Source organism: Planococcus sp. CPCC 101016 (assembly GCF_007859295.1).
In the GTDB taxonomy this organism is placed as follows: Bacteria; Bacillota; Bacilli; order Bacillales_A; family Planococcaceae; genus Planococcus.
In genome coordinates, this window is sequence record NZ_VOHB01000002.1 from 1949379 (window position 1) to 1963128 (window position 13750).

Genomic DNA, 13750 nt, shown 5'->3' on the forward strand with positions numbered 1-13750 from the left:
CATCCTAATTCATCTGAATTCTTAGGGTTCACTTATTCCCATTGCAAATAAAAGTAGAAGGGCAACTATTAATGGAATCAAATTCACTGCAATTCCGAAAATCATCCATAGCAATTGTTTAGAAAATGTTGCAAATAACAGCCCAATAACCGAAAGAGTACTTAATATTAGTATGGTTAAATATATGTCTCCATCTGGTCCTCTCATTACAAAGAATGCAGTGACACTAATAACAAACATTAATAGAGATAACAAACTAAATTTATTCATTTTATGTCCCCTCTAATTTGTTTTTATAAGCCAACTTTACATGAACCACTTAGCCATTTTCTTATATATTTTATACCAAAATACCCCAATACCCTTTGATCTTATTTTGCATTAAAACCAAAAGAGTTCGTAAAAGAGAAGGAGGTAACTCATGTTGCTGAGTTACCTCCTTCTTTGTTATCCTTCAATCTAGTAATACTTTCTTTTACCGGAGATCAGGCTGTTGTAATTGCATTTACAGCTAAAATAGCATCTGCAATTTGCTCTGGTGTAAGTTCCGGATTCATATTATGCGATGTTTCTCCTGCTACAGTGGCTAACTCTCCAATTTTCAGTAAATCTTCATAGGCTGCATTTTCTAAATGGAGATCTTTCAGAGTTGTTGGCAGCTCAATTTCTTTGAAGAAGTCTGCATAACGTAAAATGTCCGATTCTGAGTATCCCTCTAGTACTAATTGAGTTAAAACACCATAGGCGACCTTTTGGCCATGTGTCAGCTTATGGATTTCTCCTTCAAGTGCAGTAAAGCCATTGTGGATAGCGTGTGCTGAAGCCAGTCCGCCATTCTCAAATCCTAACCCCGATAATAAGGTATTTGCTTCGATAATTGCTTCGACTTGTGGTGTAACCAATCCTTGTTTCGCAGCTCTGTACGCGGCAATCCCTTGATCGAACAGCACTTCTTCAGCTTTTTCTGCAATAGCCTGTCCAGCAAGAGTTGCCTTCCCACCAGCCATAGTGTTCGAATTCCGTTTCAGTGAAGCTCTGGTTTCGACAAATGTCGCCATCGCATCTCCCATGCCTGATGCTAAAAGAAATACCGGTGCATTGACAATTACTTTTGAATCAACTAAAACCAAATCCGGATTTTTAGTGTAGAATTTATAACCTTCAAATACACCATCATCAGAATAAATTACTGAAAGTGCGCTGGTAGGAGCATCCGTAGATGCCGTTGTAGGAGCAACTACTACAGCAATCCCAAGGGCATCCCCAACGGCTTTTGCAGTATCAATCGTTTTTCCTCCACCTAATCCGATTACAACATCAGCATTTTTGTCTTTCCCCACTTTAGTCAGACGATCAATTTCCGTATTGGAGGCTTCACCGGTAAACTCTTCATAAACATAAGAGGTATTCGAAGATTTAAAGCTCTCTTCAACTGTACTTCCAGTTATTCCCCAAACGGTGCTGTCGGATAAAATGAGCGGTATTTCCCCAATTTTAGAGACTTCTTCCCCAAGTTCACTTAGAATACCGGCCCCTTGGATGTATTTTTTCGGTGAAATAAAAATTTTCTTTTGCATGATAAATTGCTCCTTCCTGGTGACAAAGTTGCTTCTACTTTAAATAACGACGTTTTATATTCTTTTCCTGTAATTTTTAAATACCAGGTATCTTCCAGCTAAACTTAACTCTTACCCTGACTTGTTGTCAATGAACCCGACTTTAGTTATTTAGAATGATACTTTCATAAGATAAAAATAATCATGCCATTTTTGTATTTAGACTCTTAAAATCGGTGGAAAAGGATTCTTTAATTAAAAAATTTTAAATGGTGAATTTAAACTCTAAAGGTGTATGAGCAACTTGTCACACTCCGAGCAGTATCCAATACAAAAGGATATGGCATTGAGCAAAAAAATAGAAAGACTTATATCACATTGCCCACTTTCCGATTATCCAAGGATATATAAACTAACTAATCGCCACTAGAGTCCATTTGGAGAACAATCTCCTACTTACAAATGAAATAGATGAATAAACCCAAAGACTACTATTGGGACCAACAAAGATGGAAGGAGATTTAATGTGTTGAATTTCTTGATTCCCAGAATACTTAAGCCCGATGCCATGATCAGCATGCCGCCAATAATGGTAATTTCGTTTAGAAGATCCGGATTCAGAGAATTCCCTATCAAAGTAGCCAATACGTAAATAGACCCTTGCCAGACAAATAAAATAATTCCTGATATGGCAATGCCGATTCCAAATGTGGATGCTAAAACGATAGAGGTGATGCCGTCTAACATGCCGTTTGCGAGGAGGTATGTATAGTCTCCATTCAAAGCGGCATCGATAGGGCCTAAAATTGACAATGTTCCAATACAGAATAATAAGATAGCCGTCGCCAGTCCTTCGGCTAAATTACCTGAAGAGTACTTATTGATCAGACTGTTAAATCTCGACTCCAATTCCAGTTTCTGCCCAATCACGCCTCCCGCAGCTAAACTCACGATAAACAGGACAGGATATTTGCTATTGGGCAAATGCTGAACGAGTGCATCAATGCCTAAACCGAGTGCTACGAGTCCCATAGCTTGCATAAGAATTTGGTGGTACTCTTCCTTCAACCCCTTTTTTAACATACTTCCGATCAGACAGCCTGCCAGAATCATTCCTGCATTAAACACTGTTCCAAACATAATCACGACTCCTTTAAGTTAGCTTTCTTACTAAAAATATAGACCCTCCTGCTAGAGGAGGGTCAACCTTTTATTGGTATCTGGATTTCTGTCAGGTAGTCTCCTTAAAAGCAAAAATTACAAAACGATAGCCTCTAACAAGAAGTTATATAAATCATATAGACATCACTGAACAACATATCAGTATAAATAAAAAGCGGAAGAAAATAAAAAAAAGGAGCAGAAGAACTTTCTTCCCACTCCTGTTTTTATACAGTAGATCATATTCTAATATTTACTTGAATATTAGTTCTTATTCATAGCAACTTTCTGCTTGTGTCCGGTTAGTCCAAAAAAGGCCAGCATGCCAAGAACCGACGTGCCGAACAGAATGGCACCCATCGGCACAGCCGACGTTTCATTGATGCCGACAAGCGGCGAAACAAGAGCTCCGATAACCAAGGGCAGCATGCCGACAACTGCACTGGCACTGCCTGCCCGGTGTTTCTGTCCTCTCATCGCCAAAGTGAACGAACTGGTGAAAATCATTCCGATGGCTGTCATGTAGATGAAAATTGAAATAACCAGTGAAGCAAGCGGGCCTTCAATGATCGTCATGATCAACAAAATAAATGTCGCGCTGACCGCAACAATGACTGCCACTTGTAGCAGACGGTGTTCGGAAACGATGCCGCCGAACTTGCCGATGATAAAACTTCCGATAATCATCGCAATTCCGTTGATGCCGAACAGCACACTGAAGGTTTGAGGCGAAACACCGTAAATCTCCTGGTAAACAAACGGCGTACCCGCGACATAAGCAAAACTGCCGCCGTGGACCAAGCCCACAACTAGGGCGTAACCGATGAAGGGACGCGCCTTAAACAGGCTCCCCATCGTCCGAATGGAGTGTCCGATTGAACTTGGCATGCGGTCTTCCGGCGGCAATGTTTCCGGCAGACGGAAGAAAACGACAATCACCATGATAACGCCAAGCAAGCCGAGGAAGTAAAAGATCGTTTCCCACCCCGCGAACGGCAAAGCCAGAATACCGCCGCCCGCAATCGGCGCGGCCATCGGGGCAACGGCATTGATGACCATGAGCAGCGCAAAGAACTTCGTCATTTCACGGCCGGTGAAGATATCACTGACCACGGCACGGGAAAGAACCACGCCGCCCGATGCGGTGAAACCTTGAATAAAGCGGGCAGCAATCAACATTTCGATATTTGGTGCCACCGCGCAAAGAACGGACGACAGCGCAAACAGGATGACCGAAATGATCAAGGGTTTGCGCCTGCCGACCGCGTCACTGAACGGACCAACGACGATTTGTCCGGCTGCAAGTCCAATTAGGCAGGCTGTTAAGCTGAGCTGGACAAGCGAGACGTGTGCGTCCAATTCGTCTGCGATCGCCGGAAAAGCCGGCAAATACATATCGATGTTCAGCGGCGCGAGAATACCGAGCATGCTGAGGATCAAAGCCAGGCCGAGCCGTTTTTTTCCTGTGGGGTTTTGCAACATATTAAGATAACACCTTTCATTTCTAGATAAATCCTTATTAACTATACAATATTCCGGTGAAAGGTGTAACTCTCTATGGAAATCAATCAGGCTCAAAGCAGCTTTTTTTCACCTTTTTTCATTAGCACCTCAGCTTCTGGCTGAATTATTCCTATTTTTGTCAGGCATTAATTCCACCGCCAGCAGCGCCTGTTCTTCGATGCTCGCAAAATACAGCATGCCGCGGGACTCCACCACTCCCGTCACAGCGTGATAGTCAATCGTTGAACTCTGCAGATCGAGGAGACAGTTCCCCTGTTCGTCGAAAAGCATGGCCCACGCCGTTTTAGCGGGTTTTGGCTGCAGGCGTTCTGGTACCCGCCACAGCAGCTTCCGCAAAAACACAGGCGCCGTGCCCAGTCGGTCAAGTAACGGATTGCGGTTCGTCATCATGGCCACCCAGAACTTGCTGTCTTTCAAACGGGAAATGTTGTCCGGAAACCCAGGCAAATTAGCGGCTAGGATTTCCCTCTTTCCGGCTTGGGGTCCTCGTATCCATAACCGGTTGAGCCGGTAGCCGTCTGTTTCCGCAAAAATCACGGCCTGTTCGCCACTTGAAAGCGTAAGCCCGTTGGCAAAATGCAAGTCTTCCAAAACCACTTCGATTCGGCCATCCGGATCTCTCCTGAATAGCCGACCTGATGGCCTGTGTTCCATCAACGCGCCTGTGTATTGCTCAAAATCGTAGCGGTTACTGGATTCCGTAAACCAAATCGTTCCATCACTCTCAGTTGCCGCATTGGAACAAAAACGGAGTGGGACCCCTTCCACATACTGGACCAGTGTTTCAATCACACCCGTTTTCGTGTTTAGCCGAAGCAGTCCTTTGTGCGCGTCGCATACCAACAGACGCCCATCTGGCAGCACTTCAAGGCCTAACGGACGCCCCCCTGTATCGCCGATAGTTTCTTCTAGATGCTGCTCCGGATCGATGCGCAAAATGCGTCCATCTTCCACACCGCATATCAACCGGCCCTGGTCATCTACGACAACATCTTCAGGCCCGTAGCCGCTGAGTGGAATACGCCATGCCCGCGGGAAAGGTGTTCGACCGGATTTGCGTGTGGCACGACGTGGAGCCGGCGGCAATCTCCGGCGCACAGGCGTGAGAGTAGGCTTCGGTTGGGGTTTGGTTTGCGGAAGCGTTGGTCTCCCAGCTTTCGTGAATACATAGGATACCTCGACGGGATAAGCATGAATCGCTGCGCACTGCTTTTCCTGCCCCCTTAGCGTTCCCAGGAAACTGGGTGATTCTAGCGCCTCCAGAAACGTCGAGGCATCAGCCGCACCAAGAACGAGCATCGCGTTGTAGTCCCAAAGGTCCGTATTCCGTTTTTTTTGAGACACATCGAACAGCTGATAACGGACTTCTGAAAAACCTGACACTTCTGCAATTGCAGGTGCCAGGTTATTTTGGATGAATGATTGGAAATCATCCAACCGAACGGATGGTTTCCGTCGGATCAGCACGATTTCACGGTAAGTTGTTTGTGGATGACGGGTGCAGTGCCGCAGCGTACGACAGCTTTCCACGTTGGACTGATAAAGCACCCTATCGGCAAATACAGTTTCTCCATAGATGCCCGTCAGTTTCCGGTGCCGATTGGCTGTAGCTGGTTTCAATACATACTCTTCCATGCCATCAATTCGGGATAGCGGTTGTACCACTGTATCTACTCTGAAAATCGTTGGCCAATGTCCAGGCTGATTCGTAATGAAATGGTGCTGTCGATATTCAAGCACTCCATTAATCCGGGCTGCTTTTTGTGCATAAGGACCACGCCAGAAATCAATTTTCTGTGTATGCGGAACATCTCCGCGCAAATCAATCAATGCAGAAATCACTTTTTTGCTTCGCATCGCCGGTCACTTCCATTTCTGATAATGGGTTATTCTAATATAAAACGCCAGAGTCCTCAGTTTTTTTAGAACATCCAAGCTTTAATTTTGTTGAATAATTTTATACCAGATTTCAACTTGCTGCTGTGTTTCCACTGTTTTGTACTTTTCCAACTGAATTTCAAGTTCTTCCAAGTGTTCGAATAAGCGCAGGCCCTTTCCCAGTAAAAGCGGTGCAAAAGCGATTTGCAACTCATCGGCCAGTCCAGCGCGCAGCAACTGCTGGCTGATATTTGCTCCCAGCACCAATACATCTTTGCCGTTTGCTGCAGCTTTTGCTTGAAGAATGGCTGATTCAAGTCCTTCCGTCACAAAAGTGAACGACAGCTTGTCGTTTTCCTTCGGGTGTTTTATGGGAGGATGATGGGTCAATACGAACAACGGCACCTGGAACTCATAATGATCGGCATAATCATCCGGATCACCGGCCATATCAAAAGTATTGCGTCCCAAAACAACAGCTCCCGTATTTTCAGCCGCTGCCAGCACCTCTTCATGGGGTTCATAACTCTCATACAGTTTTTCAATTTTGCCATACTTATCCTGAACAAACCCATCAAGTGAAACGATCATGCCGAAATACACTTTAGCCATATCAATCCCTCCTAATTTTCTAGTGGCTAAACGTCTAAGTGGTACCTAAGTCTGTTTACTCTTCGGAAACACCAAAATAATTGCTCAATGGATCTAGTGATTTGGGATAGTTTGTTCTTCTATTCGTTGTAAAGCCGCTTTTCCCCTTTTAATTTTTATCTATGTGATGAATTGTTTGTACTGAACTTACCTGCTTTTCATTTTCTTGTGGACGTTTTTGTTTTTTTAAAATAATCCTTAAGTAGTTTAATACATTTATTATGAAAACCAGTTTTATTCATAATTTAATTTTTTACAATGTGGAAAAAAACACGCTAACTGCAAAAGCTCTATACGTAAAAAGAACTTTTGACGAATTAGAGTGTTTCCGTAAGGCTATTTCGCTTAATTTATATCGCCCAAATATACCTTGTTTCTTTTGCTATTCTTATACTCCTCTACGTACTTCCGTATCCCTTTTGGGTAAATGCGGTAGTCCAATAAATTAGCAATAGGCAGCCATTCTACTCCTATTTGATGGGAATCAGGATTCGTTGGCAGTTGAGTATTGGTTTGCGGAGGTTTTATTTGACAGACAAAATAGTATTCTATTTGATGAACATGACCATCAAAATCAGCATGTTCATGATTTTTTCCAATGTACTCACGGACATGAAGAAGCTCGTTTACTTCTACCCTTTGACCAAGTTCCTCTATGCATTCCCTTCTTACTGTTTCTGATAAGACTTCACCGTGTTCTTGACCACCGCCTGGAAAAAGATAAAAGTACCCTTCCTTATCTTCATTTTTGGTCAATAAAACTTTCGCATCTTCAATGATGATCGCTTTCGCTGAATTTCGAATCAACATCCCTTTTACTCCTTTCAATAATTTTTTAAAAATCTATTACCGTTTTTTCAGGAATATCTTCTCGCCAGAACAGTTTAGCGTCTGTTTTCCAACACTTTTATTAAATCATCTATTCGCAAGGCAATATAAATCAATGCCATTGCTGCAATCGCTTGCCACACAACACCGAAGAAAACCCCCATAATCGCACCAAAACCAATATATATAGCTAATTGCTTATCCATTTTATAATTCTCCCTCTACTTCAAAGTAATAGATTATTCTATTGAATAACCTTTCGTTCTTTTAGGAATGCCTACATCATGCTCTAACTTGCCTATTCATTTAAACAACAAATCAATTTCTTCTCTGTCATAGTCCAAAATCCAACTATTAAAATCTTCATGCAGGAAGCGAAGTTTTTCTTTATCAGCTGCCAAAATATCGCAACCCCGATCATCGTATAAATGAAAAATCATGTTTCGCGACAGATTAATGAAATAAACATTTGAACCAACTTGGGGATTGCTTTTTAAAATCCTTGAAGAATGCCCAAAATCCTCATAACAAATGGCTTGCAGCAATTGCGGATAGCGAATATCCCCCTTCTGACACGGTAACCAATAGCGATATGTTTTTGACTCTTCTTCCAAGTCATCAAACTCTTGAAGCTGCAGCCGATTTAAGACTGTTCTATGCTTCACATATTTGCGGTAAACGTTTAGCGGCTTTTTGTGAAGAAAGTTATTCTGAGTCTTTGTAAGAATGTCTGTCATCAAAAGAAGTTCATCTTCAGTCCTAAAGACGGCATCAAATAATGCCCCTGCGCGGGAAAAAGTCTGTCGCATAACTGTAGGATCATCAAAAGGAATTTGAGGGTCTGAAATTTCAAATCGCATACTATTTTGCCAAATGTAAAATAAAGCCGGTTCAAGCGCAAGTCCGTTAAAATGTTTGATTAAATATTGCTCTGGATTGACAATCATCTTATTCCTCGATTCTTTTAGCGGTAGTTGATCATATCTCAACTTTTTTACCTGTCTTCTTATTCTCGTCTACTAGTTTCTTAAATTTGAAAGTTGCATTTGTTTCAATTATTTAAGTTGTGATACGATAAACCCAAATATTGGATGAATTACAATTTATAGAAGGAGTGTTTACATGATTCATGTAGTTACTGGAGATTCAGCTACAGCTGCCTTGAAAAAAGCTTTACAGCATCGAAATGACCAAATTATTGGCTTGCCAATTGATTTTTCTACAGGCCCTATTAACTGTATACAGGAAGAAAAGGGCATAGAACTTCGTAATCGATGGATAACTTCCTCTTTTAATTCATTGAAAAAACAGTCTAAAAACCAGCAATCTATTTACGAACGGTCATTAAAAGATTTGTTGGATATTGAGAACGGTCAGGAAGCCACCCTTTGGACGTGTGAAAATGCCTCCGAACAAACCGGGCTTCGTATTGCCTGCTTTCTGCTTGCAGGTAAACAACTTAAAATGAATATTGTAAATACACAACAAGCCGTCGCTGTTTCCACAAAGGATATTGACATGCACATTTCTATTCGGCACACGGGTGAATGCAACGCCAACCAATTGTTGCACTTCTATAAATATTCGTCGTCTTTGCTTACAGAAGAAAAGAGAACCGCTTTTGAACAGGATGCAGAAAAATTACTTTTAAGTACCAGCATTGTCCGCTCCTGGTGCGACAGCAAAATTTTAGATGAACCAGAAACAAGAGATGATGTATTTATCATGGAAAGAATCCGAAACAACCACAGAGACTGTCCTAAGTCTGAATACATTGACGCCATCCGTATAATTGGTGAGGTGCTGAGCCTGTCGGAGCAACCACTTTCGGACTCCTGGATTGACTACCGGATCCGCTTCCTTATTCAAAACGGCCAATTGGCTTATAAAGGAAACCTTCAATCCATGCAAACTTATAAAATAAAAAAATTTCATTAGCGAATCTGAATGTCTATTTTACAGATTAAAAAAATTCTTTCTCTCACTATATCCATTATTTTGTTTGTGCGCCATTTAATTTCCATTTAAAAGGAGTATAATGGGAATAATCAATCATATCGATGATTCTCAGTCCCCCGAGACTCATTCCAAGAAAGGAACATCCAACATGATTTGCTGTCCAATCTAACTAGCCTCCTTTTTTATAAATCATTTACGATTTAGAATCTTGGGGGATAGTATATATGAAACTGAATAGAAATTTTAACCTATTGCTTACCGGTCAGTCTTTAGCTAATATCGGCGATATCTTGTATATCGTCGGCATCATTTACACCATCTTTGAATGGACCGGCTCTGCAACGGCGGCCGCTTTTGTGCCTTTCATCATTACCGGCTCCATGTTCATCTCGAACACGTTGACGCCTTTATTGATGGGACGTTTCAATCTGAAATGGCTGCTTGCCGGATCTCAACTGGGAAAAACAGTCATTTTAATGGCACTCGCTTTTTGGATGCCGCAGTTATCTACGAGCAATTACGCTGGGGCGTTTGTAATCATCAGTTTTATCGCCCTACTGGATGGCTGTGCCAATCCGGTGACTCGTTCTCTCATTCCGATTTATGTAAAAAAAGATTTGCTTTTGAAAGCAAATGGAATTACGGAAACGGTGACACAGTTAATTCAGACCGCGATGTGGTTTGTAGGGAGTTCACTGCTGATTTGGCTGACAGCAAATAACTTGATGTGGTTGACGGCCGGATTGTTTTTGCTTTCCAGTATCCTGTTAAGCGGCTTGGATTCTGTAGACTTCACTCCTGCAAAGCAACAGGGAACGTGGCAGCAAATCACCAGCGGCTGGAAGACGGTTTTGGCTTCGCCGCTACTGAAGCGAATCGCCTTTATGGATGTATTGGAAACAATAGCCGGCAGCGTATGGATTGCGGCAATCCTTTATGTATTTGTCAGCGAAGCGTTGGGAGCCAGCGAAAAATGGTGGGGCTTCATCAATGGATCGTTCTTTCTTGGAGTGATCGCGGGGAGCCTCGTATGCCTATGGTTCTCTGCCTGGATTCACCAAAAACTCGGTCCAATGATCTTTTTTGGTGCAATCTTCAGCAGTTTGGCAACCCTTTTCTTCGGAATAAATTCCGTGCCGGTTCTGGCATTGCTTCTTTCTTTCCTGGTCGGTATTTTCAGTCAACTGAAGAACATTCCGCAGCAAACAGTCATTCAGACAAGTGTTGCAAAAGCCGAATTGCCAACCGTTTTTACGACCCTAGGCGCAATTGGAACCGGAACTTTCGGAGTGGCATCCCTTTTGATGGGTGTTCTGGCAGATGTATTCGGAATACGTGCAGTCTTTATGTTGTCCGGTCTGTTATTGGTTGGGGTCAGTTTGATTGCCTTCACGGGATTGGTCTATTTCAGGAAAATCGTTCAACTGTAACCATCAAGAAAGAAGCAACCAATATAGGCGGTTGCTTCTTTCTTCTGTCAGCTGGGCATCTGAATATGAAAGTACAATCTCTGCTTTACATGAATTGAAAAGGAGGTGGTCAAATGGTTGATTATCGCGTTCGCACAACAAGAGCCTATAGCGAAAAAATAGGAGAACTTGTTGCCATGCTGAACTACACAAGGCAGACCACATTAAGTGAAATTGCCGGACTGACACAGGCTGAACTGGATCACCTGCCGGAAAAAAATTCGAACTCGATTGCTTCTCTTTTGCTGCATATCGCTGCAATTGAGTTTGTTCATCAAATTATCTCAAATGAAAATAGAGACTTAACTGAACACGAATATAAAAAATGGAGTATTGCTCTAGAGCTTGGAGATAGAGCAAGGGCAAAACTAACAAACCTTACACTCGAGCACTGTTTGCATGAGCTCCAGCAAGTCAGAGGTGATACATTAAACTTGCTGAAATCCAAACAAGACGCCTGGTTGTATAAAGAAAATAAATGGGACAACGGAATTTCTTACAACAATTATTATCTTTGGTTCCATGTACTCGAGGAAGAAATCAGTCATAGAGGACAGATTAAAGCTATTATTCGAGTGATGAGAAGTAAAAAATAATTTCTATTCATCTATTCACCTTTTCTATTCACAATTATTCATTCAGGCTATTTTCACTATAGTACAAAATTGAATATCAAAGAAATAATTATTCAATAAATGCTATTCAACAAAAAGTACGGAATGATAATAAATGGTGTTTAGGGTGAATAATATTCATAAAAGTTATTATATGCTGATTAACCAAAAGAAATTCTAGTCAGCTGACTACTCATATTCATCAGGATAATTAATCTTGCCAATAAAAGCAGTTGAAAGAAAGGAATAGTTTCATGCCAGATCTGATCTTAATTGTCATTGTTGTTTTTATAGCCATATTAATAATCAACTTTGCTGTGAGTTTCCTTCTTGGTCTTCATGGAAAAACCCACTGGGTGATTTCTACGGTCATCTGCTTTTTATTCACGTTATTATTCATTGTGATGTTAGGATGGTAGCTTTAGAAATGCAAAAAGAACGGTTAAATGCGAGCTTGCATTTAACCGTTCTTTAGTTTTACTTCATGAACTTATCCATTCACTTTCTTCGAACCGCTCCAGTACATCTCTCTTAAGCGGAATTTCTGAAGCTTTCCTGTAGCGGTTTTCGGTAACGCCTCGACAAATTCTACCGATTTAGGTGCTTTAAAATGCGCCATATTGTCACGGGTATAAGCGATTATGTCCTGTTCGGTGACAGTTGCTCCCTGCTGTAGGACAATGATCGCTTTTGGCACTTCTCCCCATTTCTCATCCGGAACCGCTATAACAGCCACTTCCAATATATCCGGGTGCTTGTACAAAACACCTTCAATCTCTGTAGAGGAAATGTTTTCGCCGCCAGAGATAATCATGTCTTTGATGCGATCCTGAATTTCGATATAGCCATCCGAATAAGTTACGGCCAAGTCGCCTGTATAGAACCAGCCGTCTTTAATTGCTTCTGCTGTCTTTTCTGGATCTTTATAGTAGCCGCTCATCACAACATTTCCGCGTGTAATAATTTCGCCCAACTCTTTGCCGTTCCATGCCACTTCTTTGCCATCCTCCTGATTAACGACTTTGGTTTCACCGTTAAATGCCAGCTCAATGCCTTGCCGTGCTTTGATGGTCGCTTGTTCGTCCGAAGATTTATCATCAAATTCCTTTTTCCATTCGTTGTAGAGGATAAATGGAGAAGTTTCCGTCAGCCCATAGACATGCATCATGTTCAGACCCAGCAATTCCTGCGCTTTGCCGATCAAGGCAGCTGCAGGCGGCGCTCCCGCTGTCCCCATACGCGGATTAGTAGTAATTTTGATGGTTTTCGCTTTTGGTTCATTGACCAACATGTTTATAACTGTCGGTGCGCCGCAGAGAACAGATATTTTATGCGTTTCAAACAGGTCCAATATTACTGGCGGATCAACTTTGCGCAGGCAGACATGGGTCCCACCCGCTGCGGTAATCGCCCATATGCCTCCCCATCCATTCGCATGGAACATCGGCAGGGTATGTAGATAGACATCGTCGTGCACCACTTTCAAATGATAAAGAAAGTTAGCTGCATTTAAATAATTGCTCCGATGCGACAGCATAACCCCTTTTGGATTAGAGGTCGTCCCGCTTGTGTAATTTAGCGTCAGCATCTGGTTTTCATCAATTCTAACTTCAGGTAGAATAAAACCACTGTCAACCTGTATGAAATTTTCATAAGAAACACCATCAATTTTTGAATCCTGCCCCTCCACTTCTACGACGATGTATTTCTCAATCGGTAACTTCTCTTGAATATCTTCAATTATCTTGCCAAATTCTGCGTCGACGATCAGTGTTTTTGCGTCGCTGTGGTTGATGATATATTCCAGGTCTTTTGCCGCGAGCCGGTAATTGAGCGGCACCATGACTGCCCCAATCTGACTGATTCCGTAAAAACATTCCAGCATATAATGGGTATTGGGCAACATCACTGCGACATGATCGCCTTGCTGGATTCCAGCCGAGTGCAACGCGAAGGACAGCTGGTCTGTACGCTCTCCAAATTCTTTGTATGTAAAGGTTTTCTGTTCATCGATGATGGCCACTTTTTCTGGGTAATACTTAATGGCTCTGCGTTTCCAATCGAGTGGTGTTAATGGTGCAATCATCTTTTGGCTCCCTTCAACTTGAAA

General features: G+C 42.2%; 13 protein-coding genes. 3 read left to right on the plus strand and 10 right to left on the minus strand.

Annotated elements, in window-relative coordinates; translation table 11 throughout:
• Positions 1-21 precede the first annotated feature (21 nt).
• From FQV26_RS09210 to FQV26_RS09245, 9 genes are all read right to left on the minus strand, one after another.
• Positions 22-270: a hypothetical protein gene (locus FQV26_RS09210; protein WP_146557189.1), complete on the minus strand. Its 249-nt coding sequence runs from the start codon at positions 268-270 to the stop codon at positions 22-24.
• Positions 271-485: 215 nt separating this feature from the next.
• Positions 486-1577: a glycerol dehydrogenase gene (locus FQV26_RS09215; RefSeq protein WP_146557190.1), complete on the minus strand. Its 1092-nt coding sequence runs from the start codon at positions 1575-1577 to the stop codon at positions 486-488.
• 435 nt (positions 1578-2012) lie between these two features.
• Complete coding sequence (locus FQV26_RS09220; RefSeq protein WP_146557191.1) at positions 2013-2696, minus strand: DUF554 domain-containing protein; 684 nt, start codon at positions 2694-2696, stop codon at positions 2013-2015.
• 285 nt (positions 2697-2981) lie between these two features.
• On the minus strand, positions 2982-4199 hold the full coding sequence (locus FQV26_RS09225) for a Bcr/CflA family efflux MFS transporter (protein ID WP_146557192.1): 1218 nt from the start codon (positions 4197-4199) through the stop codon (positions 2982-2984).
• A 129-nt stretch (positions 4200-4328) separates the two neighbouring features.
• Positions 4329-6098, minus strand: a complete 1770-nt coding sequence (locus FQV26_RS09230) for an SMP-30/gluconolactonase/LRE family protein (protein ID WP_146557193.1) — start codon at positions 6096-6098, stop codon at positions 4329-4331.
• Positions 6099-6179: 81 nt separating this feature from the next.
• Positions 6180-6731 carry a dihydrofolate reductase family protein gene (locus FQV26_RS09235; protein ID WP_146557194.1) on the minus strand — a complete coding sequence of 184 codons (552 nt, stop codon included), beginning with the start codon at positions 6729-6731 and terminating at the stop codon, positions 6180-6182.
• Positions 6732-7115: 384 nt separating this feature from the next.
• On the minus strand, positions 7116-7580 hold the full coding sequence (locus FQV26_RS09240) for an NUDIX domain-containing protein (protein WP_186759710.1): 465 nt from the start codon (positions 7578-7580) through the stop codon (positions 7116-7118).
• Between the two features lie 74 nt (positions 7581-7654).
• A complete protein-coding gene (locus FQV26_RS18770) occupies positions 7655-7804 on the minus strand; it encodes a hypothetical protein (RefSeq protein WP_186759713.1) in 150 nt (49 codons plus the stop codon).
• A gap of 96 nt (positions 7805-7900) precedes the next feature.
• Complete coding sequence (locus tag FQV26_RS09245; RefSeq protein WP_146557195.1) at positions 7901-8545, minus strand: DUF3885 domain-containing protein; 645 nt, start codon at positions 8543-8545, stop codon at positions 7901-7903.
• A gap of 175 nt (positions 8546-8720) precedes the next feature.
• Between FQV26_RS09245 and FQV26_RS09250 the strand changes: the two genes are divergently transcribed.
• From FQV26_RS09250 to FQV26_RS09260, 3 genes are all read left to right on the plus strand, one after another.
• Positions 8721-9536: a DUF1835 domain-containing protein gene (locus FQV26_RS09250; protein ID WP_146557196.1), complete on the plus strand. Its 816-nt coding sequence runs from the start codon at positions 8721-8723 to the stop codon at positions 9534-9536.
• 245 nt (positions 9537-9781) lie between these two features.
• Positions 9782-10987, plus strand: a complete 1206-nt coding sequence (locus FQV26_RS09255; RefSeq protein ID WP_146557197.1) for an MFS transporter — start codon at positions 9782-9784, stop codon at positions 10985-10987.
• Positions 10988-11100: 113 nt separating this feature from the next.
• Entirely contained in the window at positions 11101-11622 is a 522-nt protein-coding gene (locus tag FQV26_RS09260; protein ID WP_146557198.1) for a DinB family protein, read from the plus strand.
• Between the two features lie 508 nt (positions 11623-12130).
• Here FQV26_RS09260 and FQV26_RS09265 read toward each other — a convergent pair.
• Complete coding sequence (locus FQV26_RS09265; RefSeq protein WP_146557199.1) at positions 12131-13726, minus strand: long-chain-fatty-acid--CoA ligase; 1596 nt, start codon at positions 13724-13726, stop codon at positions 12131-12133.
• Positions 13727-13750 lie beyond the last annotated feature (24 nt).

Bases quoted from the DNA above. Each gene is read 5' to 3' on its own strand.
- FQV26_RS09215 (WP_146557190.1), bottom strand. From the start codon at position 1,577: ATGCAAAAGAAAATTTTTATTTCACCGAAAAAATACATCCAAGGGGCC.
- FQV26_RS09265 (WP_146557199.1), bottom strand. From the start codon at position 13,726: ATGATTGCACCATTAACACCACTCGATTGGAAACGCAGAGCCATTAAG.
- FQV26_RS09240 (WP_186759710.1), bottom strand. From the start codon at position 7,580: ATGTTGATTCGAAATTCAGCGAAAGCGATCATCATTGAAGATGCGAAA.
- FQV26_RS09260 (WP_146557198.1), top strand. From the start codon at position 11,101: ATGGTTGATTATCGCGTTCGCACAACAAGAGCCTATAGCGAAAAAATA.
- FQV26_RS09235 (WP_146557194.1), bottom strand. From the start codon at position 6,731: ATGGCTAAAGTGTATTTCGGCATGATCGTTTCACTTGATGGGTTTGTT.
- FQV26_RS09255 (WP_146557197.1), top strand. From the start codon at position 9,782: ATGAAACTGAATAGAAATTTTAACCTATTGCTTACCGGTCAGTCTTTA.
- FQV26_RS09225 (WP_146557192.1), bottom strand. From the start codon at position 4,199: ATGTTGCAAAACCCCACAGGAAAAAAACGGCTCGGCCTGGCTTTGATC.
- FQV26_RS09245 (WP_146557195.1), bottom strand. From the start codon at position 8,545: ATGATTGTCAATCCAGAGCAATATTTAATCAAACATTTTAACGGACTT.
- FQV26_RS09250 (WP_146557196.1), top strand. From the start codon at position 8,721: ATGATTCATGTAGTTACTGGAGATTCAGCTACAGCTGCCTTGAAAAAA.
- FQV26_RS18770 (WP_186759713.1), bottom strand. From the start codon at position 7,804: ATGGATAAGCAATTAGCTATATATATTGGTTTTGGTGCGATTATGGGG.
- FQV26_RS09220 (WP_146557191.1), bottom strand. From the start codon at position 2,696: ATGTTTGGAACAGTGTTTAATGCAGGAATGATTCTGGCAGGCTGTCTG.
- FQV26_RS09230 (WP_146557193.1), bottom strand. From the start codon at position 6,098: ATGCGAAGCAAAAAAGTGATTTCTGCATTGATTGATTTGCGCGGAGAT.
- FQV26_RS09210 (WP_146557189.1), bottom strand. From the start codon at position 270: ATGAATAAATTTAGTTTGTTATCTCTATTAATGTTTGTTATTAGTGTC.